This is a genomic window from Bradyrhizobium sp. CER78 (genome assembly GCF_029846235.1).
Classification (GTDB): Bacteria; Pseudomonadota; Alphaproteobacteria; order Rhizobiales; family Xanthobacteraceae; genus Bradyrhizobium.
Map to the genome: position 1 here is coordinate 343,988 of NZ_JARVWP010000006.1, position 21,374 is coordinate 365,361.

The window sequence follows — 21,374 nt, forward strand, 5'->3', positions numbered from 1 at the left end:
CAAATCCAGCTCAAGCGAAACGGAATCTGAAATGAGTGATCGACTTCTTGTGCTCGTTCGTCACGGTCAGAGCGATTGGAATCTGAAGAACCTGTTCACCGGGTGGAAGGACCCTGATCTCACCGAGCAGGGCATCCGTGAGGCCAAGGACGCCGGCCGCAAGCTGAAGGCGCAGGACCTGTCGTTCGACGTCGCCTTCACCTCCGACCTCACCCGCGCGCAGCACACGCTGAAGCTGATGCTGGAAGAGATCGGCCAGACCGGCTTGCCGACCACGAAGAACCTCGCGCTCAACGAGCGCGACTACGGCGATCTGTCGGGCCTCAACAAGGACGACGCCCGCAAGAAGTGGGGTGAGGACCAGGTCCTGATTTGGCGCCGCTCCTACGACGTGCCGCCGCCCGGCGGTGAAAGCCTGAAGGATACGCTGGCGCGCACGCTGCCCTATTATGTGCAGGAGATCCTGCCCGGCGTGCTGCGCGGTCAGCGCACGCTGATCGCCGCCCACGGCAATTCGCTGCGCGCGCTGATCATGGTGCTGGAGAAGCTGACGCCGGAGCAGATCCTCAAGCGCGAACTCGCCACCGGCGCGCCGGTGGTCTATCGGCTCAACGCCGATTCCACCGTGGCGTCGAAGGTCGATCTCGCGGGGTAGAAGCGATCGAGATTGTCGTCCCGTCATCCTGAGGAGCGCGAAGCGCGTCTCGAAGGATGCACGGCCACCAGCCGGGCCGTCGACCCTTCGAGACGCGCTTCGCGCTCCTCAGGGTGACGGACCTTCGCTTTAGTGCAACCCCACCTGCCCGGCTTCCCAGCCCAGCATCGCCTGCTTGCGGGTGATGCCCCAGTGGTAGCCGGTCAGCGCGCCGCTCTTGCCGAGGGCGCGGTGGCAGGGCACCACGAACGACACCGGGTTGCGGCCGACCGCGGCGCCGACCGCACGTGAGGCCTTCGGGCTGTTGATGTTGCAGGCGATGTCGGAATAGCTCACCGCGCGGCCCATCGGGATCTTGAGCAGCGTTTCCCACACCCGCACCTCGAAGTCGGTGCCGATCAGGACGACGCGCAGCGGCTGGTCCGCCCGCCACAACCTTGTATCGAACACGCGCTGTGCCAAGGCGGTGGTGCCGTCGGTGTCCTCGACATAGGTCGCGTTCGGCCAGCGCCGCTTCATGTCGGCAAATGCCGTCTGCTCGTCGCCGGGGTCGGCGAAGGCAAGACCTGCGAGCCCGCGGTCCGTTGCGATCACGATCGCGGTGCCGAACGGCGAGGGGTGGAAGCCGTAGCGCAGTGTCATGCCGCCGCCGCCGGTCTTCCATTCGCCGGGCGACATCGCCTCATGTGTGACGAACAGATCGTGCAGCCGTCCCGGCCCAGAGAGGCCGGAGTCGAGCGCCGCGTCGAGCACGCTGGCGGAATCGCGCAACAGGTTCTTGGCGTGGTCCAGCGTCAGCGCCTGCATGAAGGCCTTCGGCGTCAGCCCGGCCCAGCGGCGGAACAGATGGTGCAGTTCATCCGGCGTGACGGCGGCGGCATCGGCCATCGCTTCGATGGTCGGCTGCGTGCGCCAATGCTCCGAGATGAACGCGATGGCGCGCCGGACCGAATCGTAGTCGCGCAGCGCGGCGGTCTGGAGGCCCGGCTTGGCCAGGCGCTGATCATGTATGGCGAGTGTCATCATGGTGTCTGATTTAGGAGCCATGGCGCATCCAAACCACCCGATTTCCGACAAGCGTGCTCAACCGATGGGGTTGTAGGTCGGGCCCCGTTTCGCGGCGTTCAAGGCGGCAGTCAAGGCTTTGGAAAAACTGGCCTTTTCATCCGGGCCCAGAAAGCTGCCGACGCTGACCCGGCGGCCCCGGGACACCAAATAAAGACGCTCGATGCCGAACTCCTCATGCGAGATCTGTTCGAACCGCACCCAGAGCGGATTGAGCACCCATTCGGCCACGTGGCCGCGGTGGCTGATCCTGCGCACCCGCAGTTCCGACGGCGTGACGGTGATCTCCTCGCTCGCCCTGGCGGTGCGGAAATTGACCTTGAACGCCCAGTAGATCACCAGCACATCGAGCCCGAAGAAGCCGAAGATCGGCCAGGCGCCCAGCCACCAGAACACCGCGCCGGCGATGAAGCTGATCACGGTGACGAGCGACATCAGCACGATGAAGCCGGTGCGGTTCAGCGAGCGATGCGGCGTCAGCAGTGCCGAGAACAGTTTTGGCTCCGCCTCGGGGCCGGTCGCCTCGGCGTCGTTCGCGGGATCAAAGTCGTTGCCTGCGGTCATGACGTATCAGTATATGCCGTTCATGGCCAAAATCATCCGCTCTCAACGCACCAGCGCGCCAAGCGTTCGGTCCGCGCCGAAGAAGAAAGCCGCGAAAGCGACAAAGCCGCTGTCCAAACGCGCGGCCAAGAAGCCTGCTAAGCAGGCGCCGGCAAAGGCCGCCAAGAAGGCCGCAAAGCCGAAGCCGTGGACGGCGGAGGAGGTCTACGAGGTCTTCGACCGATTCCGCAAAGCCAATCCCGAGCCGAAGGGCGAACTCGAGCATCTCAATCCCTACACGCTGCTGGTTGCAGTGGTGCTGTCGGCGCAGGCCACCGACGCCGGCGTCAACAAGGCGACGCGGGCGCTGTTCGCTGTCGCCGACACCCCGGAGAAGATGCTCGAGCTCGGCGAAGACCGAGTGCGCGACTACATCAAGACCATCGGTCTCTATCGCAACAAGGCGAAGAACGTCATCGCGCTCTCGGAGAAGCTGATCGCCGAATTCGGCGGCGAGGTGCCGCGCACCCGCGCCGAGATCGAATCGCTGCCCGGTGCCGGCCGCAAGACCGCGAATGTCGTGCTCAACATGGCGTTCGGCGAACACACGATGGCGGTCGACACCCATGTGTTTCGCGTCGGCAACCGCACCGGCCTCGCGCCCGGCAAGACGCCGCTCGAGGTTGAGCTGGGATTGGAGAAGGTGATCCCGACGGAGTTCATGCTGCACGCCCATCACTGGCTGATCCTGCATGGGCGCTACACCTGCCTCGCCCGTGGTCCGCGTTGCGAAGTATGTCTGATCAATGATCTCTGCCGGTGGCCGGAGAAGACCGTCTGAGCCATGGTCGTGATCATGTGTTACTAGGTTCGTCCCTGGTTTCGATGCGTGCTTGATGGGAGTGTGGTGTGGCAGAGCAGGTTCAAGACGGTCCGTCACAAACCACACAGACCACTGCCGCTCGGGCGGCAGCGCAAGTCGCACCGAAATCTGCGACCAAGGGTTTCTGGCGCCGTTTCGCGATTCCGCTGTTTGCGGTGCTGGTTGCACTCGCCTTCGTCGTTGTGGCGACCTCGCGCTGGAATGCGTGGGTCGGCAGCGCCGCGATCCAGACCACCGATGATGCCTACGTGCGGGCCGAGCTCACCCAGCTCAGTAGCCGCGTCTCCGGCGAAGTGCTGACGGTCGCCGTCTCCGATTTCCAGCGCGTCAAGGCCGGCGATCTCCTGGTGCAGATCGATCCTGCCGATTACCAGGCGCAGGTCGCACAGGCCGAGGCGGGCGTGGTCGGTGCGCAGGCCGCGCTCGACAACCTCAACAACCAGGTCGAGCTGCAATATGCGACCATCGCGCAGGCCGAGGCTTCGCGGCTGTCCGCGGAGGCGCAGGAGACTTTGGCGCGGCAGGAGGAAGAGCGTCAGCACTCGTTGTCGCAAACCGATGCCGGCACGTTGCAGCGCCTCGAACAGGCCACTGCGGCTTACGCCAAGTCGCAGGCCGACGTGCAGGCCAGCCGCGCGGTGATCGCGGCGCAGCGCCATCAGCTCGAGGTCCTGCAGGGCACCAAGAAGCAGCGCGCCGCCGATCTCGACGCCGCCAAGGCGCTGCTGGCATCGGCCAAGCTCAAGCTCGGATACACCAGGATCGCCGCGCCGTTCGACGGCGTCACCGGCGAGCGCCAGGTGCAGCCGGGCGACTACGTCAACATCGGCACCAACCTGGTCAATGTCGTGCCGCTGCCGAACGTCTATGTGATCGCCAACTACAAGGAAACCCAGCTGACCAACGTCAGACCGGGCCAGCCGGTCGAGGTCACCGTCGATACGTTCTCCGGCCAGACGCTGCGCGGCACGGTCGAGCGCATCGCGCCGGCGAGCGGATCGCAATTCGCGCTGCTGCCGCCCGACAACGCCACCGGCAACTTCACCAAGGTGGTGCAGCGCATCCCGGTGCGGATCCAGTTCGAAAAGGGCCAGCCGCTGCTCGAGCGCTTGCTGCCGGGCATGTCGGTGGTGACGCGGATCAACACCGGCGAGGCGGTCGCCAATGCCGGAAAATGACGACCGCGAGCACGGTCCGGTCTCGCGCGGCGACGTCGCGCGCTATCCATTTTTCGCGGTCGTCGCCGTGCTGCTCGGCGCGTTCCTGGCGAATTTCGACAGCCGCCTGACCACGGTCGGCCTGCCCGATTTGCGCGGCGCGTTCTCGCTCACCTTCGACGAGGGCGCCTGGCTCTCGACCGCTGCGATCGGCTCGCAGATCTTCGTCGCGCCCGCGGTGGCCTGGCTCGCCACCGTGTTCGGCCTGCGGCGTGTGCTCGGCATTCCGAGCCTGGTCTATGCCGTGGTCTCGCTGACCATCCCGTTCGTGCGCGACTACACGGCGCTGATCGCGCTCAGCATCGCGCACGGCATGCTGCTCGGCACCTTCGTGCCGGCGACGCTGATGATCATCCTGCGCAACCTGCCGATCCGATGGTGGGTGCCGGCGATCGCGATGTATTCGATCCGCGTCGGCTTTGCGCTCGACTCGTCGAGCTCGCTGGTCGGCTTCTATGTCGAGCACCTCGGCTGGCAGTGGCTGTATTGGCAGGGCGTGGTGATTGCGCCGCTGATGGGACTGATGGTGTATCTCGGCACGCCGAACGAGCCGGTCAATCGCGACCTGCTGCACCATGCCGATTGGGGCGGCATGCTGCTGCTCGGTGCCGGTGTGGCGATGGTCTATGCCGGGCTCGACCAGGGCAATCGGCTGGACTGGCTGTCGTCGGGCACCGTGATAGCGCTCTTGATCGGCGGCGGGGCGTTGATCATCGCCTTCATGATCAACGAGATGGTGGCGCCCCGGCCCTGGGCGCATTTCAACGTGCTGTTCTCGCGCAATATCGGGCTCTCGCTGATCGTCATCCTCTTGTACACGCTGACCAGCCTGTCGAATTCGTCGCTGGTGCCGAACTTCCTCGGGACTGTCGGCGCGCTGCGGCCGGAGCAGTCCGGTGTGCTGCTGTTTACCTATGGCGCGCTGCCGATGTTCGTGCTGGTGCCGATTTCGATCCTGCTGCTCCGCCACCTCGATCCGCGCATCGTTGTGGTGCTCGGCTTCTCGGCATTCGCGGCGGCCAATCTCTGGGGCACGCAGCTGAGCCATGTCTGGGCGCGGGAGGATTTCGTCGGCATCGTGCTGCTGACGTCGGTCGGGCAGGCGTTCACGCTGCTGCCGATCATCATCATGGCGCTGTCCAATTCCGATCCGTCGCGGGCGACGGCGTTCGCGGCCTATATCCAGATCATGCGGCTCGGCGGTGCCGAGATCGGCGTGGCCCTGATGGGGACCTGGCTGCGCGTTCGCGAGCAGATCCATTCGAACTATCTCGGACAGCACGTCCAGAACGGTGACGTCGACGTCGTAAACCTGCTGAAGCGGCTGGCGGGAGAATTTTCCGGCCACGGCGTCGGGGCGGCGATGGGGCGGGCCGTCGGCACGCTGGCGGCGCTGGTGCAGCGCGAGGCCAACACGCTCGCCTACATTGACGGCTTCTGGCTGTGCTTCTGGCTCGCGATCGCCGCGCTGTTCCTCGTGGCCTTGATTACGCGTGCACCGGCTGGTCCGCTGTCGCCGGTTCCGCTCGGCTTCATGAGGAATGTGCTGCGCAAGCCAGGCGCCGCCGCGTCCTGATTTACGAACGGCGCGGCTGCCGCGGCCGGGGTCAATTTATAGTGAATGCCGCGCTCCCTCTATCTCGCCGGCGCCTGAAATATTTTGCACGTCGCGTGGTTCCACAACCGGGGGAACTGGAGCTACGATGATCGAGACCAAGCAGACGGCCGCGCTTGTTTCCATGGCAACGGCGGTTCCACCGCATCTATTCCATCAGAGGCAAGTCCTGCAGGCCGCGCGCAATCTTCTCGCCGACCGCTATCCCGAGTTCGAGACGCTCTCCAGCCTGTTCGCCAACACCGGCATCCAGCATCGCTATGGCGTGAAGCCGATCGAATGGTATCTCGAGCGGCGCGGTTGGCCGGAGCGAACGCAGGCGTTCCTGGAAGGCGCGGAGGCGCTGTTCGTCGATGCCGCGGGCAAGGCGCTCGCGCGCGCCGACCTGACCGGCAGCGACATCGATACCGTGGTCACGGTGTGCTCGACCGGCATCGCCACGCCGACGCTGGAGGCGCGCGTCGCCGGCAAGCTCGGCTTGCGGCCGGACGTGTCGCGTGTGCCGGTGTTCGGCCTCGGCTGCGCGGGCGGCGTGTCGGGCCTCTCGATCGCGGCGCGGCTGGCGCAAGCGCGGCCGGGCACGAACGTGCTGCTGGTCGCGCTCGAGCTCTGCACGCTCGCGGTCCGCCACGATGAGCTGACCAAGGCGAACATCGTTGCCGCCAGCCTGTTCGGCGATGGCGCCGCGGCGATCGTGCTGCGCGCCGGCGACGGCGGTGCGACGCGGATCGAGGCGGCCGGTGAAAAGCTGTGGCCGGATACGCTCGACATCATGGGCTGGACGGTCGATCCGGAAGGATTCGGCGTCGTGTTTCAGCGCACCATTCCGGATTTCGTCCGCGACCATGTTGGACCGGCCGTTGCCGAAATTCTGGCACGGATGCAGCTGACGACCGATGACGTCGACCGCTTCCTCTGCCATCCCGGCGGCTCCAAGGTCATCGCCGCGCTGGAGCGGGCGCTCGCGCTCGACCAGGGTACGCTCGATCACGAACGCGACGTGATCGCGGCGTGCGGCAACATGTCGGCCCCGACGGTTCTCTTTGTCCTCGAGCGCGCCCGCGCCAAGGGCTTGCCGCCGCGCGCGCTGCTCACCGCGCTCGGGCCGGGCTTCACGCTCAGCTGCGTCGCGCTGAGGCACGCGGCGTGAGCTTCGCCTCGGTCACCCTTGCGCTGGTCACGCTGCAACGCCTCGGCGAGCTCGCGCTTTCCCGTCGCAACACGGAGCGGCTGCTGGCGCAAGGCGCGATCGAGGTCGGCGCCGGTCACTACCCGCTGATCGTGCTGCTTCACGCCAGCTGGCTGATCGCACTGTGGATCTGGGGCCGCAACCAGGATGTCAACCTGGCTGCATTAGCGGCATTCGTGGCGCTGCAAGGCTTGCGGCTGTGGATACTCGCCGCGCTCGGACCGCGATGGACCACGCGGATCATCGTGTTGCCGGGTGCGCCGCTGATCGCATCCGGGCCGTACCGGTACTTTCCGCATCCAAACTATGCCGTCGTCGTTGCTGAAATCGCGCTGCTTCCGCTCGCACTACACCTGCCCGTGTTGGCGTTGATCTTCACCGTGCTCAATTGTGCGGTGCTCGCCGTCCGAATTCGCGCCGAGAACCGTGCGCTGTCGGTTTCCGACTGGCCACGCGTCGGCACGCCATGAGCGAGCGGGCAGATCACGCAGCCGACCGCCCGTCGGCTGCGACCTGGGCAGGCTTCCTGCTGATGTGCCTCGGCATGTTCATGGCAATCCTCGACATCCAGGTCGTCGCGACCTCGCTGCCGACGATCCAGCGCGCGCTAGCGATCTCGCCATCGGAAATGAGCTGGATCCAGACCGCCTATCTGATCGCCGAGGTGATCGCGATCCCGCTGACCGGACTGTTCACCCATGCACTATCGCTGCGATGGCTGTTCGTCATCGCCGTCAGCCTGTTCACCGTCGCGTCGGTCGGCTGCGCCTTCAGCGGCGGCTTTGCCGTGCTGCTGACGTTCCGCGCGCTTCAGGGATTTTCCGGCGGCATTCTGATCCCGGCGGTGTTCTCCGCCGTGTTCACGTTGTTTCCGGCGCGCCTGCATCCGGTAGCCACCACGATCGGCGGCGCCGTCGCCGTGCTCGCACCGACGGTTGGACCTGTTGTCGGCGGCTGGATCACGCAAACCTGGTCGTGGCCGTGGCTGTTCCTGATCAATCTGGCTCCGGGGACGCTTGCGGCCCTGGTCACGCCGTTGCTGCTTCCGAAAGATGGGGTGCATCTTCGCGCGTTATCCAGGCTGGACAAATCATCGCTGATCCTGCTCGCGGCGGCCCTCGCAAGCCTGATGATAGGGCTCAAGGAAGCGCCAGAGCGCGGCTGGGCCTCGATGCTCTGCCTCAGCCTGCTGATCGGAAGCATGGCCGGGATGGCGCTGCTGATCCGGCGCACGCTTCGCGCGGCGGATCCGATCGCGCGATTGACCTTGTTCCGGCGGCGCTCGTTCGCGATCGGTTGCGCCCTGAGCTTTTGCCTCGGCATCGGCCTCTATGGATCGACCTATCTGATGCCGGTCTTCCTCGGCTTCGTCCGCCGCCATGACGCCTTCGAGATCGGCACCATCATGCTGGTCACCGGAGCTGCGCAGCTGGTCGCCGCGCCACTGGCGGCCTTCCTCGAAAGTCGCGTCGGCGCGCTGGTGTTGACCGGCGCGGGCTTCGCCTTGTTTGGGCTCGGTCTCGGATTGAGCGCTTTCCAGCCACGTACGGCTGATTTCGGCGAGATGCTCTGGCCGCAGGCTGTGCGCGGCGTCGCCATCATGTTTTGCCTGCTGCCGCCGACGCGTTTTGCACTGGGCAGCCTGCCGGAGGCCGAGGTCGCCGACGCCAGCGGACTGTTCAACCTGATGCGCAATCTGGGTGGCGCGATCGGGATCGCCCTGATCGACACCATCCTCTACGGGCGCAGCCCAATCTATGGCGAGGATTTTCGTGCACGCCTGCTGGCAGGCGATGTGAACGCGGCGCAGGCGATCGGGCTCGATCCGATGTTGCTGATCAAACGTCCGCCGGGGCCGTCGGACGATGCGACGGTGGCGTTCGTCCGGCCGCTGGTCGAACGGGCGTCGCTCGCGCTCACCGTCAACGAGGCGTGGGCGATGCTTGCCAGCGTGGCGATCGTAGGATTGCTGCTGGTGCCGTTCGCGCGCGACCGGGCGCCGGCATCCGTCCAGGTGCCGCGGGAATGCGAGCTAGAGCATGATCCGGAAAAGTGGACACCGGTTTTCCGAAAAGATCATGCTCAAAAAAGACATCTAGATTGAGGAGACGTTGCTTCGCCGCGCGGGCTCGATCAGCTCGCGCCGCGGGCCCGATAGCCGCTTGTACATGTGGACCATGAAGGCCATGCCGAACAACGGCGTCGCCAGATTGACGATCGGGATCGAGACGAAGGCTGCAATGAACAGGCCCGCGGTGAACACGGTCGCGGCATTCTCCTTGCGCATCGCCTTGGCGTCGTCAGGCGAGCGGAAGCGCATCGCCGCGAGCTCGAAATATTCGCGGCCGAGCAGCCAGGCGGTCGCGATGAAGAAGATGATGAAGCCCGCGCCCGCGAACAGCACGAACGGCAACGCGACCAGATAGACCAGCACCGTCAGCAGCGCCGTCTTGACGCCCTCGATCGTCGCGAGCGTGACCGGCAGCGCCACGCCGGGATGGTCGGCCGGATAATGCTCGCGCTCGACATGGTCGGCGACGTCGTCGACGAACAGGCTCGCCACCAGCGAGGTGATCGCGGGCATCAGGAAGATGCCGCCGAGCACGACGCCAAGTCCCGCCGAGATCGAGATGATCCAGGACAGCACGTGCAGCGTGGAATGGAAGTTGGGACCGAGCATGCCTTCGGCCCAGACCTCGCCGGAGTCGGCAAACCAGCTCAGCAGCCGCTGCAATCCGATTGCCAGCACGGTGATCAGCACCAGCGCAAGCCCGATCGAGCGCCACAGGATCGTGCGCATCGGCGGCGACAGGATTTGCGAAAGCGCCTTGATGGCGGCATCGAACATGACCGGATTACCTCTGCAAATGACCCGCGAGAGGTAGCCACCCAATACGGCTTCGGCAAGTGCCGCTTGTGTCGCGGTAACAGCGTTTTCGAGCTAGGCGTCGAGTGGCTTGCCGCGGACGTTGGGTCCCCAGACACCAATGGCAATGATCACGATCACCATCGCCGCGGTGATCAGGCCGAACACGCCGATGACGCCGGCCTCCTTCAACATGAACGCCACGATGAAGCCCGAGAACGTCGCGCTGAGCCGGCTCATCGAATAGACGAGGCCTGCCGCGCGCGCCCGGATCGCGGTCGGGAACACCTCAGTCTGGTAGGCATGATAGGCGTAGGACAGCGTCATGTTGGCGCCGGTCACCAGCACGCCGCTGGCGATCAAAAGCGCCGGCGCGGTGAGCTGCGCGAAGGCGAGGCCGAACACCGAGATCGCGGCGGCGGCGCCGCAGATGATCCATTTGCGCTCGAAGCGGTCGGCGAAGGTTGCGGCCAAAAGCGGCGCGAGCGGATAGGCGAACGCGATGATGAAGGAATATTGCAGGCTCTTGGTGACGTTGATGCCCTTCTGGACCAGCAGCGCCGGAACCCAGTTGGAGAAGCCGTAGACGCCGAACGCCTGGCAGAGATTGAAGATCATGAACAGCACGACGAGCGAGGCGTAGGGCGGCCGGAACAGGTCGGCGTAGCCGGTCTCGACCGGCGCACGTGCCGGCGCTATCGCGGCCGCGGGGGCAGGGCGCGGCGCGGCCGTGCCCGATGCAGTCTCGAGCGCCCGCATGATCGTCTCGGCCTCGGCGGCGCGGCCATTGCGGGCCAGCCAGAGCGGGCTTTCCGGCACGTAGAGCCGCAGCACCCAGATGATCATGCTGGCGGCGGCGCCGATCAGCACCACCCAGCGCCAGCCATCGATGCCGTGGGGCGAGAGTGGCACCAGCCACCACGCTAGGGCTGCGACGATCGGCACTGCCGACAGCATCACCGCCTGGTTGATCGCAAACGCCCGGCCGCGCATCCAGCTCGGCACCAGCTCGGTGATGTAGGCGTCGATGGTGATGACCTCGATGCCGATCCCGATTCCGGCGATGAAGCGCCACAGCAGCACGCCGCCGGGCGTGGTCTGGCACGCCATGATGACGGACGCCGCGCTGTAGAACAGCAGCGAATATGTGAAGACCGTCTTGCGCCCGTAGCGATCGGCGAGAAAGCCGAGGCAGAAGGTGCCGATGAACAGGCCGGCGAAGGTCGCCGCGACGAAGGCGCCGATGCCGGAGAAGCCGAAGAAGGCCTGCGTCGTCGTGGTCATCAGCCCACTGCGGGCAAGGCCCGGCGCGATATAGCCGGTGAAGAACAGATCGTAGATTTCGAAGCAGCCGCCGAGCGAGAGCAGGATCACGAGCCGCCAGACATAGCCCGAGGTGGGCAGCGCCTCGAGCCGTCGCGAAATCTGGTCGGGTCCGCTGGTCGTGTTGGCGAGATCGGCAACCGAGCCGAGTTCGACGGCGCTCATGATGGTCCTCCCCGGAATGGTGCAATGGCCGTCTTTCTTGCGAAGGCGTGCGGTTCGCGCATGTTTGGCAGCCGGGAGCCAGAAATCCAGACGAACATATCGAAGGTATCGTTCGATATTTTCGATCGGACTACCTGAGACGCGCTTTCTTGACGCGAACCGGTACCCACTTCGCTTGAAAGCGCTTTAGATCAGAAGCGTCGCCTCCCAGGCGCCACGGCCGACCTGGTCTGCGATCAGGGCGCGGATCAGGCGGCACATTTCCTCCATGACGTAAGTCATCGGGCGGTTGCGCAGGCGGCAGAGATAGAGCGTGCGGGTCAGCTTGGGTTCGACGACCTCGCGGGCAACCAGCAGTCGTGCTTTCAACGGCTCGCTGACGAAATGCGTCGTCGCGATCGTGCAGCCGAGGCCTGCGGTCAGCGCGCCGATCATGCCGCTGGTCGAGTTGAGATGCATGATCGCGTTGGCCTCGAGCCGCTTCAGCAGCACGGGATCATCCAGCAATGCGCGTGCCGACAGTCCGTAGCGCAGCAGGATCAGCGGCAGCCGCGTCACCTCCTCGAAGGCGATCGGCGCCCGCTTGCCGATCAGCTTCTCGGTGCCGACGCAGAACATCTGCTCCTCCAGCACCGGCTCGGCGATCAGGTCCTTCTCCGAGGGCGGATTGTAGACCAGCGCGAGATCGACCTCGGAGCTCAGCAGATGCAGCAGCGTCGCGCCGGAGAGGCTCTCGGTCAGCGACAGCTTCAGGTTCGGATATTTCGTCAGCACGGTCCGCATCAGCGGCACGCCGATCGCCTTCATCCCGGAATTGGCCATGCCGATCGAGATGTCGCCGGCGATCTCGCTGCCGCCTTCCTTGATCTCGCGCTCGGCCGCCGCCATCGCGCGCAGGATGATGCGGGCGTGCTCGTAGAGCCGCTCGCCGGCCGCGGTCGGTTCCATGCCGCGTGGCTTGCGCTCGAACAGCGGCGTGGCGAATTCGGCTTCGAGATTGGCGATGTGGTGGCTCAGCGCGGACTGCGCGACATTGGCCTGATCCGCCGCCCGCGACAGGTTGCGCTGCTCGTAGACCGCGATGAAATAGCGAAGCTGGCGCGAATCCATGGGGTTCAGCGTTCTAGAACGGCGAATACACTATTCGACAGATTATATTTTTCAGATAGCGCGCGGAAGCCTAACCTGCGCCAATCACAAAGCGTTTTCGAGCGAAGTGGGTACCGGTTCGCGTGAAGAAAACGTGTCTGAATCAAGAGCGGAACGAGCACGGAGAAACCGATGACCGGGAGCGGACTGCCGCTGGAGGGCGTGAGGGTCGTCGAGATGACCCACATGGTGATGGGGCCGACCTGCGGGATGATCCTGGCGCAACTCGGCGCTGAGGTGATCAAAGTTGAACCTCCCTCAGGCGACAAGACCCGCTCGCTCGGCGGCATGGGTGTCTCGTTCTTCCCGCTGTTCAACCGCGGCAAGCGCAGCGTCGTGCTCGATCTCGCCAAGTCCGAGGACCGCGAGACGATGCACCTTCTGCTCGCTAGCGCCGACGTGTTCCTGGAGAATTTCCGCGACGGCCAGCTCGACAAGCAGGGCCTCGGGCCCGACGAGCTGCGCGCAAAATATCCGCATCTGATCATCGCCGGCCACAAAGGCTTTCTCTCCGGCCCCTACGATCATCGCCCGGCGCTCGACGAGGTCGTGCAGATGATGTCAGGGCTCGCCGCGATGACCGGCACGCGGGACAAGCCGCAGCGCGTCGGCTCGTCCGCCAACGACATCATGGGCGGCATGTTCGGCGTGATCTCGATCCTCGCCGCGCTCTATCAGAAGCGCGGCGGGAAGGTTGATGGTGCCGACATCCGCATCGGGCTATTCGAGAACTGCCTGTTCCTGGTCGCCCAGCATATGGTCGAGTACGAGATGACCGGGCGCAAGCCGCGCTCGATGCCGGAGCGTGAGCACGCCTGGCCGATCTACGACATCTTCGATGCCGCCGGCGGCGATCGCATCTTCATCGGCGTCGTCACCGAAGGTCATTGGCAAAGCTTCTGCCGCGAGTTCGGTTTGCACGAGTTTGCCGACGATCCGACGCTGTGCAGCACCACGGACCGCATCATGGCGCGCGACCGGATCATTCCGCGCGTCGCCGAGGTGATCAAGGGCTGGAACGTGGCCGACCTCTCGGCGCGGCTCGACGCGCTCAACATCTGCTTCTCGCCGATCAACCGTCCCGAGGATCTGTTGCAGGATCCGCACGTGCTGCGACCCGGCGGACTCGTTCACACCATCAACGCCGACGGCAAGCCGTTCCGCGCTCCCGCGCTGCCGCTCGAATGGAATGGCCACAATATCGGCGAGGGCCTGAAGGTGCCGGTGCTTGGCGCCGATACCGACGCTGTCCGCGCCGAGCTTGCACAACACAAGATTTCATCAACCGGAAACGCTGCGTGAGGCTGACATGACCCGCGTCCACGATATCTATCCCAACGACAGAGTGAGCCTACGCGAGGTCGGTCTGCGCGACGGTCTGCAGCTGGTGAAGACATTCCCGTCCACCGCGGCGAAGCAGCGCTGGGTGCGCGATGAGTATGCCGCCGGCGTCCGGCATTTCGAGGTCGGCTCGTTCCTGCCGGCCAAGACCTTTCCGCAATTCGTCGATGTCCGCGACGTCGTTGCGACGATCGCCGCGCTGCCCGACGCGCATGGCGTCGCGCTGGCGCTGAACGAGCGCGGCGTCAACGAAGCGCTGGCCTCCGGCGTCGCCGAGATCGCCTCGGTGGTGTCGGCGACCGAGGAGCACAGCCAGGCCAATGCCAACCGCTCGCGCGAATCCGCGATCGAGAACATCAAGCGGCTTTGTGAATTGCGCGATGCCAGCGCGCACAAGCCGCTGGTCAATGCGGCGATCTCGATGGGGCTGGGCTGCTCGATCGTGGGTGCGGTCGATCCGAAGGAGGTGCTGCGCCTCACCGAGAAGCTCTACGAGGTCGGCGTCGACATGGTCGCGATCGCCGATACCGTCGGCTATGCCGGACCTAAGCAGGTCGGCGAGCTGACGCGCGGCGCGGTGAAGATCGCAGGGTCCAAGCCGGTCTGTGTGCACCTGCACGACACGCGAGGTATGGGCATCGCCAATGCCTCCGCCGCGCTCGACGAGGGCGCCCGCGTGCTCGACGGCTCGCTCGGCGGCCTCGGCGGCTGCCCGTTCGCGCCTGGGGCGACCGGCAATGTCGTGTTCGAGGACCTCGTCTTCCTCTGCGAGAGCAAGGGATTTCCGACCGGCATCGATCTCGATCGCCTCATCGAGGTGCGCGCGATCCTGAAATCCGAGATGCCGAACGAGCAGCTCTATGGCGGCCTCGCCCGCGCCGGCCTGCCGCGTGGTGCCAAGGCCAAGGCGGCGTAGCGGGACCTGCCGCCGCGCAGCGGCAACGTTCTGATCAGTCGCGCATGCGGTGGCTCGAGCTGAAATCCTCGACATCCGGCTGCATTGGGGCCGTTTCGCGGTAGGGCGGCACGATCAGCATCACGACCCGCCGTGTCCGGCCGGGCCTGCCCAGCAGCGTCGCCTGGGCGTCAAACTCGGAGCGAAAGACGTCCGTCGCACGCAACGTCGTGCGCGCCATCCAGCTCAGGCAGTCCACCTGGTCGGCGAAGCACAATGCCGCCCAGCCGCGATCGAGCGTGGTCTTGCGCGGCAGCCCCCAGGTGTACTGATAGGCAAACGGCCGGGCGTAGAACGGATGATCCGGACTGTAGAAGGCGGCGGCGAAGGCGAGCGCATCATCGCCGCTGACGGCCACCAGCGGCGTCCCGGCTGCGTCGTGCCATCGTGCGGTGAGCTCGGTCGCGACCGCATGATAGAAGCCGCGGCCTTCTTCATAGCCGTAGGCGTGGCGATAGAGTGCGTGGATCGGAGCGCCGGCGGCAACCGCGAGAATGGCGATACCCGCCACCATGACGGTCAGATTGACGGCATAGAACCGCTCGATCGGGTAGCTCGTTCCGCACACGATCAGCACGATGAACATGAAGAGGCCCTGCACCGCCCAGAGCGAGGGCAGGTCGGTGCCGATCGCGAGCGACACGATCACCGGAAACAGGATGGTGCCGATTGCGACCAGCCGCAGCAGGCGGAGCCCCGGGTTCATTGCGCGGAAATCCGCAGGCAGCCGCGCCAGCCGCCGGCCGGCGATGAACACCCAGGTCACCGCCGCGATCGAGAGGGCAGCGATCAGGCCCATGATGAAGTAGGAGACCTCCCACAGCGCGGCGACATGATCGGCGCCGGCATGCGCGAGCGCATAATCGAACGTCGTTGCCCCCGTCGTGGCGAGCCAATGCAGATGCGGGCCGAGCACGAGCATTCCGGTCAGCGCCGAAATCCAGGGCGATGCCGACTGCAGATAGCGGCGGCGATCGGAATGCAGCACGGCCGCGAAAACGAAGCTTGCGACCAGGAAGATCGAATAATATTTGCCGAGCATCGCGAGAGCGCAGGCCGCACCTGCCGCGATCGCCCAGCCGAGTTGCCGTGGCGCCTCGAACGCACGCAGGAAGCAATACGTCGCCAGCGGCCAGGATGCCAGCAGCACCGCGTTCGCGTTGAACCGCTGGGCGTGGAATTGATAGGCTGGCAGCAGCATCGCCAGCAGCAGGACGATCGCGCGCTTCTCGCCGCGGACGAAGCGGCGCGAGATCAGGTCGACTGCCCACAGCGCCACGGCTGCGTTGACCATTGCCATCAGCTGCAGCGACCAATCGCTCAGCGGAAAGACCGCGGTCCATCCCCGGGTGATCCAGCCCATCAGTGGCGGATGCTTGGGATATCCCCATGCGAGGTGGCGGCCGAGCGTCCAGGTCTCGAGCACGTCGGGATGCAGGCCGGCGCCGAGATAGGCGACGATGAGATACGCCGTCCAGATCGCGACGAAGAGGACGAGAAGCAGCGGGATCGACCACCCGGTCTCGATGCCCTCGAGCCAGCTGTTGAATGGACGGCGCCAGCGTGCCGGGTCCTTCTCCGACGCGGCGGCCATCGCCGAGAAATCGATCAACGAAAACACCGTGAAACTACCGGATGAAAGCAAGCTTGAAACGCGCGCACCCTAGTGATGCAGCAGCGAGAACTCAACGACGAAGCCGAACGACGAGACCGATTTCAGATCATGGTTGACGAGGCCGCCCGCGGTGCGCGCGATATCCCGCGTTCGACATCGGCGGCCGTTATCCCGGCGTGGGCTCCGTGCTGATCACTTCCGCAGCCGGAAGCGTCGCCTCTTCGTCAATCGCTTCAGGAACAAGCGGCGGCGACTTACGCTCTGGAAACACACTGAATTCGCCGGCTACCTCCTGGAGCGGCTTCTGCTTGTCGGCCCAGTGCAGGGCCGTGTAGTCGAAACCGTGCACGATGGTGGGTTTGACGACTTCGAAATAGGGCGAGATGTCGAAGTCGCGCGGCATGTAGAGCGAGGAATCGCGGATATGCAGGATCTCGCGGCGCGCCTTGCGGCTGGCGGCGCGGGTGATCTTGGGCAGGATCGGATAGCGCACGGCATCGAACGCCTGCGCGATCAGCGCCGAGCAGATGATCTTGGTCGGATCGCCGGAGCCGAATGCGATCATGCGGCGGCGCCAGCGCTGCGGGATCGGCAGCGGAAACAGATAGCGCGCGAGATCGACGATGTTCTTGGTGTCGTAGCCGAAGCCGATGCGGTTGATGGCATAGCGGCACACCGTGGTGCGGTCCTCGAACGACAGTCCGACCGGACGGCAGAGGCGGGTGTGATAGGACAGGTATTTCGACAGCGGCGCGGAGGTCACGCCCTCGCCGATGTTGGCTTCGATCAGCACATGCTGCTCGCCGTCGGGCTCGAACGCACCGTCGATCGGTCCGACGAACAGCGCGGCATGCGACCAGGTCGATTGGGTGAGGTACTTGATGATGCCGGAAATGCGGTTGTTGCCTTCGACCAGCAGCACATCGCCGGGCTGCATGATGCCCCGCAGATGGTCCGGGTCGCTCGGCGTGAACGGCTCGTAACCGGGGACTTCCTTCGACAGGTACCCCGCGATCCATTTACCGACGGTATCGAGCATTACGCCCATGAATTCCCCCCAGCGGTTCTACGACCGCTTGTGTTCACTTAATCATGGTCGCAAGCCGTTGCAATTTAGTTCATGCCATCAGCGGATCAATCATGATTGATTTACCATGAGTGTTGCTGCGGTCGGTGAGATGCGGCACAGTTCGCGAAGCGTTCCCATTCTGTGCAAGTCCCCGGAAACCATGCCAGAAGCTATGTCATGACAGTGACCCGCCGCGATTTCCTGTCGGCGTCGGCTGCTCTCGCGCTGGCGCCAGTATTTGGCGGCCGGGCGCTTGCTGCGCCGCCGCCGCGCGAGGCCGACATCGTCGTGATCGGCGCGGGTGCCGCAGGCATTGCCGCGGCGCGACGGATCGCCGCCGCGAACCGCAAGGTGATCGTGGTGGAGGCGTCCGGCCAGGTCGGCGGCCGCTGCCAGACCGACGCATCGGGCTTCGACGTGCCGTTCGACCGCGGCGCGCGCTGGATGCACAATCCCGAAACCAATCCGATGATCCGCCTGGCTCGCTCCGCCGGGCTCGACATCGTGACGGCACCCGCGGGCCAGAAGATCCGCATCGGCCGGCGCTACGCCCGCCCCGGCGAGACCGAAGAATTCCTGGCCGCGCTGGTGCGCGCCAACCGCGCCATCGACGACGCCTCGCGCAAGGCCGATATCGCCTGCGCCGCGGCAATGCCGAAGGATCTCGGCGATTGGGCCGGCACTGCGGAATTCCTGCTCGGCCCCAATTTCTGCGGCAAGGATCTGAAGGATCTCTCCGCCGTCGACAAGGTCCGCGCGCAGGATCGCAACAGCGCGATCGCCTGCCGGCAGGGGCTCGGCGCGCTGATCGCAAAACTCGGCGAGGGGCTGCCGCTGGCGTTGTCGACACCGGCGCAGCGCATCCTTTGGAGCAATCGCGACGTGATGGTCGAGACGGCATCCGGCAAGATCACCGCGCGCGCCGCCATCGTTACGGTGTCGAGCAACGTGCTCGCCAGCGGCAGCATCAAGTTCGCGCCCGAGCTTCCGAAGCGCGCGTTCGACGCCGCCGCCAAGCTGAGCCTCGGCAGCTATGATCGCATCGCACTGCAGATCCCCGGCAACCCGCTCGGGCTGTCGCGCGACGACGTCATCATCGAGCAGAGCAACTCGACCAAGACCGCGCTGCTCTACGGCAATATCGCCGGCTCCTCGCTATGCACGATCGACGTCGCGGGCTCGTTCGGCCGCGACCTGTCCGCGCAGGGCGAGAAGGCGATGGCTGCGTTTGCGGTGGAATGGCTGACGAAGCTCTATGGCAGCGAGGTCGGCGCCGCCGTGAAGAAGACCAGCGCGACGCGCTGGAACGCGCAGCCCTTCATTCAAGGGGCAATGTCGGCCGCCGCACCCGGCGCGCAATTCTCGCGCCGGATCCTGTCCGAGCCGATCGGCGCGATGTATCTCGCGGGCGAGGCCACGCATGAGACGCTGTGGGGCACGGTCGACGGCGCCTGGGACAGCGGCGAGCGCGCTGCGGATGCCGCGCTGCGCAGGATCGGTGGAGTGAAGGAGGCGACGCCGGAGACGTCAGCGCCTGCCGCAAAACATAAGCGCCGCACGCGGCGATCGGCCGAGCCGATGAATTGACGTTGGGATGAGGTCGGGTACCGCAGCCCATGGTGGGATTGGTTCTCGATTCAAGATGCATGCGGGTGATCCAGTATTCCAGAGGCAGTCGTGCTTGAGCCGATGGGCCGCGGCGTACTGGATCGCCCGGTCGAGCCGGGCGATGACGGTGTGGGTGAGGGCGCAGCTTTGCCTTCTCGCCACGCCTCACACCGGCAGCTTCAGCTCCATCAGATCCTTCGCCACCACGATCCGGCCCTTGAAATTCGTCTTCACGTCCCGCGTCCAGTCGTCGTCGGTGACGAGTGGATCGTCGCCGGGCACGAAATGGCTCAGTACCAGCGTCTTGACGCCGGCGGCGGCTGCGACGCGGCCGACGTCTTCGGTCGAGGTGTGGCTGTCGAGCAGATGCTTCTTCAGCGTGGCGCCATTCTTGGTCGTCGCCACCAGGCGATCGACCGCGGGAATGTAGAGGCATTCGTGCACCAGCACGTCGGCTCCCTTCGCGAACTCGGCGAGCTTCGGATTATAGGCGGTGTCGCTGGAGAACACGATGACGCCGTCCGGCGTCTCGAACTTGTAGGCGAAGTTGTCGACGATGGGCGGGTGCGGTGTGCGGAACGCGGTGACGGTGACATCTGATGTCTTCAGCACCACGCCGTCGTCGGTGATGTCTTTCGCGATCAAGAGCTTTCGCGGATCGGGCCGGCCTTCATCCTCGATCCGGGTTTCGACGTCGAACTTGTTCAGCTCCCAATACTCTTTCGTCATCGCCTCGATGCCCTTGGGACCGAACGAATGGATCGGCGTCGAGAGCCCGGCCGCCCAAGCGTTGTAGAACAGATTGCCGTATTCCAGATTGTGATCGGAATGGTGATGGCTGATGAAGATGTACTTCACGGAAGGGATCGGCACGCCGGCGCTGACCAGCTGCCGGCTGACGCCCATGCCGCAATCAATAACAAAGGGCGTGTCGTTGACGACGAGAAGATTGGCGGGATTGGAGGCGCCGATGCCGACGCGCGGGCCGCCCTTGGTGCCGAGGAATACGATCCGGGTGCGTGGCTTTGCATTTTGCGCGCGCACGATGGGCGCCGCCAGCATGGCGGCGCTGCCGAGCGCCAGTTTCAGTGTGGAGCGGCGATCGATCATGGTGTTCCTCCCGCAGTCTTCTTCCGAGTTCTGCCGACCCTACCCGCCGCGCAAAATGCCATCAAGCGCCGGCAGGCCGACGATGACGGCCGCCGCGATCAGCGCGTAGCAGATCGCGCGAAACACCTGCTCGCTGGCCTTGCCGAACAGCGAGGCGCCGAACCAGACACCGATGCCGTAGATCGGACCCACGATCAGCGAGAACTTGGCCGATTCGATCGTGATCAGTCCGGTGAACCAGTAGCTGACCAGCGAGAAGAAATCCGAGGCGCCGAAGAACAGCACGATGTTGGCGCGTGAGATCACCGACGAGATCGGCCGTCCGAGCCAATAGGCCACGATCGGTGGACCGCCGGTCTGCGCGAGGCCGCTGCAGAAGCCGGAGAGGCCGCCGACGCCGATCGAGAGGGCGGCGTGATCCTTGCCGTGATAGCGCCAGCCCGACAGCAGCAGCACGAGCAGCGCCGCGACGAAGCAGGAGATGATCCAGCGCGTGGTCACGGGCTCGAGCACGGTCAGGAAATAGGTGCCGATGGGAACACCGACCAGCGCGCCGGCCACCATGACCGCGGTGGCCTTGCGGTCGGCGTGAGTCCAGGCATTCGGCAGCAGCGGCGTCGCGGCAATGAAGTCGATGATCAGCAGCAGCGCCGCCACCAGCCGCGGCGCCGCGACGCTGCTCGCCAGCGGCATGAAGATCAGCGCCGAGCCGAAGCCGGAAAAGCCGCGCGCCGTGCCGGACACGAACGCAATCGCGCAGATCGCCAGCGCGATGCTGGTCGAGATGTCGGACGGGATGAGGCTGAGGGAGGTCATGGGAGGGAAACGCAGTTCAACCAGCTGGCGGGCAAGTGGGCTCATGCCTTGAGACAAAGTGCCCGCAACTCAGACCCGTCATCCTGAGGTGCGAGCGGAGCGAGCCTCGAAGGATGAATCGGCCACAGTCGGGCCGTCGACCCTTCGAGACGCGCGCACGTGCGCGCGTCTCAGGGTGACGGTGAAGGGT

19 protein-coding genes are annotated in these 21,374 nt (G+C 65.3%); 10 read left to right on the plus strand and 9 right to left on the minus strand.

The features are described from left to right. Nucleotides 1–31: 31 nt before the first annotated feature. Nucleotides 32–655 carry a 2,3-bisphosphoglycerate-dependent phosphoglycerate mutase gene (locus QDT69_RS15765; RefSeq protein ID WP_279707414.1) on the plus strand — a complete coding sequence of 208 codons (624 nt, stop codon included), beginning with the start codon at nucleotides 32–34 and terminating at the stop codon, nucleotides 653–655. A gap of 129 nt (nucleotides 656–784) precedes the next feature. Here the strand turns inward: QDT69_RS15765 and QDT69_RS15770 are convergent, their stop codons facing one another. After that, nucleotides 785–1,681 carry a bifunctional helix-turn-helix domain-containing protein/methylated-DNA--[protein]-cysteine S-methyltransferase gene (locus QDT69_RS15770; protein WP_279707532.1) on the minus strand — a complete coding sequence of 299 codons (897 nt, stop codon included), beginning with the start codon at nucleotides 1,679–1,681 and terminating at the stop codon, nucleotides 785–787. Between the two features lie 57 nt (nucleotides 1,682–1,738). After that, the gene (locus QDT69_RS15775) at nucleotides 1,739–2,284 is read right to left on the minus strand and encodes a DUF2244 domain-containing protein (RefSeq protein ID WP_279707415.1); all 546 of its coding nucleotides are present in this window, start codon (nucleotides 2,282–2,284) and stop codon (nucleotides 1,739–1,741) included. A gap of 22 nt (nucleotides 2,285–2,306) precedes the next feature. Between QDT69_RS15775 and nth the strand changes: the two genes are divergently transcribed. The 6 genes from nth (at nucleotide 2,307) to QDT69_RS15805 (ending at nucleotide 9,271) form a co-directional block, all read left to right on the plus strand. Then, the gene (nth, locus tag QDT69_RS15780) at nucleotides 2,307–3,104 is read left to right on the plus strand and encodes an endonuclease III (protein WP_279707416.1); all 798 of its coding nucleotides are present in this window, start codon (nucleotides 2,307–2,309) and stop codon (nucleotides 3,102–3,104) included. A 182-nt stretch (nucleotides 3,105–3,286) separates the two neighbouring features. Next, the gene (locus QDT69_RS15785) at nucleotides 3,287–4,324 is read left to right on the plus strand and encodes an HlyD family secretion protein (protein WP_279707533.1); all 1,038 of its coding nucleotides are present in this window, start codon (nucleotides 3,287–3,289) and stop codon (nucleotides 4,322–4,324) included. After that, nucleotides 4,311–5,939 carry an MFS transporter gene (locus QDT69_RS15790; protein WP_279707417.1) on the plus strand — a complete coding sequence of 543 codons (1,629 nt, stop codon included), beginning with the start codon at nucleotides 4,311–4,313 and terminating at the stop codon, nucleotides 5,937–5,939. The genes QDT69_RS15785 and QDT69_RS15790 overlap by 14 nt, the downstream gene beginning before the upstream one ends. A gap of 127 nt (nucleotides 5,940–6,066) precedes the next feature. After that, a complete protein-coding gene (locus QDT69_RS15795) occupies nucleotides 6,067–7,128 on the plus strand; it encodes a type III polyketide synthase (RefSeq protein WP_279707418.1) in 1,062 nt (353 codons plus the stop codon). Beyond that, on the plus strand, nucleotides 7,125–7,637 hold the full coding sequence (locus QDT69_RS15800; protein WP_279707419.1) for an isoprenylcysteine carboxylmethyltransferase family protein: 513 nt from the start codon (nucleotides 7,125–7,127) through the stop codon (nucleotides 7,635–7,637). The genes QDT69_RS15795 and QDT69_RS15800 overlap by 4 nt, the downstream gene beginning before the upstream one ends. A gap of 62 nt (nucleotides 7,638–7,699) precedes the next feature. Beyond that, complete coding sequence (locus tag QDT69_RS15805) at nucleotides 7,700–9,271, plus strand: DHA2 family efflux MFS transporter permease subunit (protein WP_279707534.1); 1,572 nt, start codon at nucleotides 7,700–7,702, stop codon at nucleotides 9,269–9,271. Here QDT69_RS15805 and QDT69_RS15810 read toward each other — a convergent pair. The 3 genes from QDT69_RS15810 to QDT69_RS15820 all read right to left on the minus strand — a co-directional run bounded on the left by QDT69_RS15810 (nucleotide 9,263) and on the right by QDT69_RS15820 (nucleotide 12,631). Beyond that, nucleotides 9,263–10,015 carry a sulfate transporter family protein gene (locus QDT69_RS15810; RefSeq protein WP_279707420.1) on the minus strand — a complete coding sequence of 251 codons (753 nt, stop codon included), beginning with the start codon at nucleotides 10,013–10,015 and terminating at the stop codon, nucleotides 9,263–9,265. The two genes, QDT69_RS15805 and QDT69_RS15810, sit on opposite strands and share 9 nt — an antisense overlap. Nucleotides 10,016–10,108: 93 nt before the next feature. After that, the gene (locus QDT69_RS15815; protein ID WP_279707421.1) at nucleotides 10,109–11,521 is read right to left on the minus strand and encodes an MFS transporter; all 1,413 of its coding nucleotides are present in this window, start codon (nucleotides 11,519–11,521) and stop codon (nucleotides 10,109–10,111) included. A gap of 186 nt (nucleotides 11,522–11,707) precedes the next feature. Beyond that, entirely contained in the window at nucleotides 11,708–12,631 is a 924-nt protein-coding gene (locus QDT69_RS15820; protein ID WP_279707422.1) for a LysR family transcriptional regulator, read from the minus strand. Nucleotides 12,632–12,802: 171 nt separating this feature from the next. Between QDT69_RS15820 and QDT69_RS15825 the strand changes: the two genes are divergently transcribed. Together QDT69_RS15825 and QDT69_RS15830 are read left to right on the plus strand one after the other, a co-directional pair. Continuing rightward, nucleotides 12,803–13,972, plus strand: a complete 1,170-nt coding sequence (locus QDT69_RS15825; protein ID WP_279707423.1) for a CoA transferase — start codon at nucleotides 12,803–12,805, stop codon at nucleotides 13,970–13,972. A 7-nt stretch (nucleotides 13,973–13,979) separates the two neighbouring features. After that, nucleotides 13,980–14,927 carry a hydroxymethylglutaryl-CoA lyase gene (locus tag QDT69_RS15830; RefSeq protein ID WP_279707424.1) on the plus strand — a complete coding sequence of 316 codons (948 nt, stop codon included), beginning with the start codon at nucleotides 13,980–13,982 and terminating at the stop codon, nucleotides 14,925–14,927. 34 nt (nucleotides 14,928–14,961) lie between these two features. Here the strand turns inward: QDT69_RS15830 and QDT69_RS15835 are convergent, their stop codons facing one another. Beyond that, nucleotides 14,962–16,587: a glycosyltransferase family 39 protein gene (locus QDT69_RS15835; protein ID WP_347952042.1), complete on the minus strand. Its 1,626-nt coding sequence runs from the start codon at nucleotides 16,585–16,587 to the stop codon at nucleotides 14,962–14,964. Between the two features lie 160 nt (nucleotides 16,588–16,747). After that, the gene (locus QDT69_RS15840) at nucleotides 16,748–17,629 is read right to left on the minus strand and encodes a YiiX/YebB-like N1pC/P60 family cysteine hydrolase (protein WP_246667456.1); all 882 of its coding nucleotides are present in this window, start codon (nucleotides 17,627–17,629) and stop codon (nucleotides 16,748–16,750) included. Nucleotides 17,630–17,827: 198 nt separating this feature from the next. Here QDT69_RS15840 and QDT69_RS15845 point away from each other — a divergent pair, with 198 nt between their 5' ends. Next, nucleotides 17,828–19,237 (plus strand): NAD(P)/FAD-dependent oxidoreductase, encoded by a 1,410-nt coding sequence (locus QDT69_RS15845; protein ID WP_279707425.1) that lies wholly within the window; start codon nucleotides 17,828–17,830, stop codon nucleotides 19,235–19,237. 186 nt (nucleotides 19,238–19,423) lie between these two features. On the opposite strand, the gene QDT69_RS15850 is transcribed toward QDT69_RS15845, so the two are convergent. Then, nucleotides 19,424–20,368, minus strand: coding sequence for an MBL fold metallo-hydrolase (locus tag QDT69_RS15850; protein WP_279707426.1), 945 nt, complete (start codon nucleotides 20,366–20,368; stop codon nucleotides 19,424–19,426). A 39-nt stretch (nucleotides 20,369–20,407) separates the two neighbouring features. Continuing rightward, nucleotides 20,408–21,184, minus strand: a complete 777-nt coding sequence (locus QDT69_RS15855; protein ID WP_279707427.1) for a sulfite exporter TauE/SafE family protein — start codon at nucleotides 21,182–21,184, stop codon at nucleotides 20,408–20,410. Between the last annotated feature and the right edge of the window lie 190 nt (nucleotides 21,185–21,374).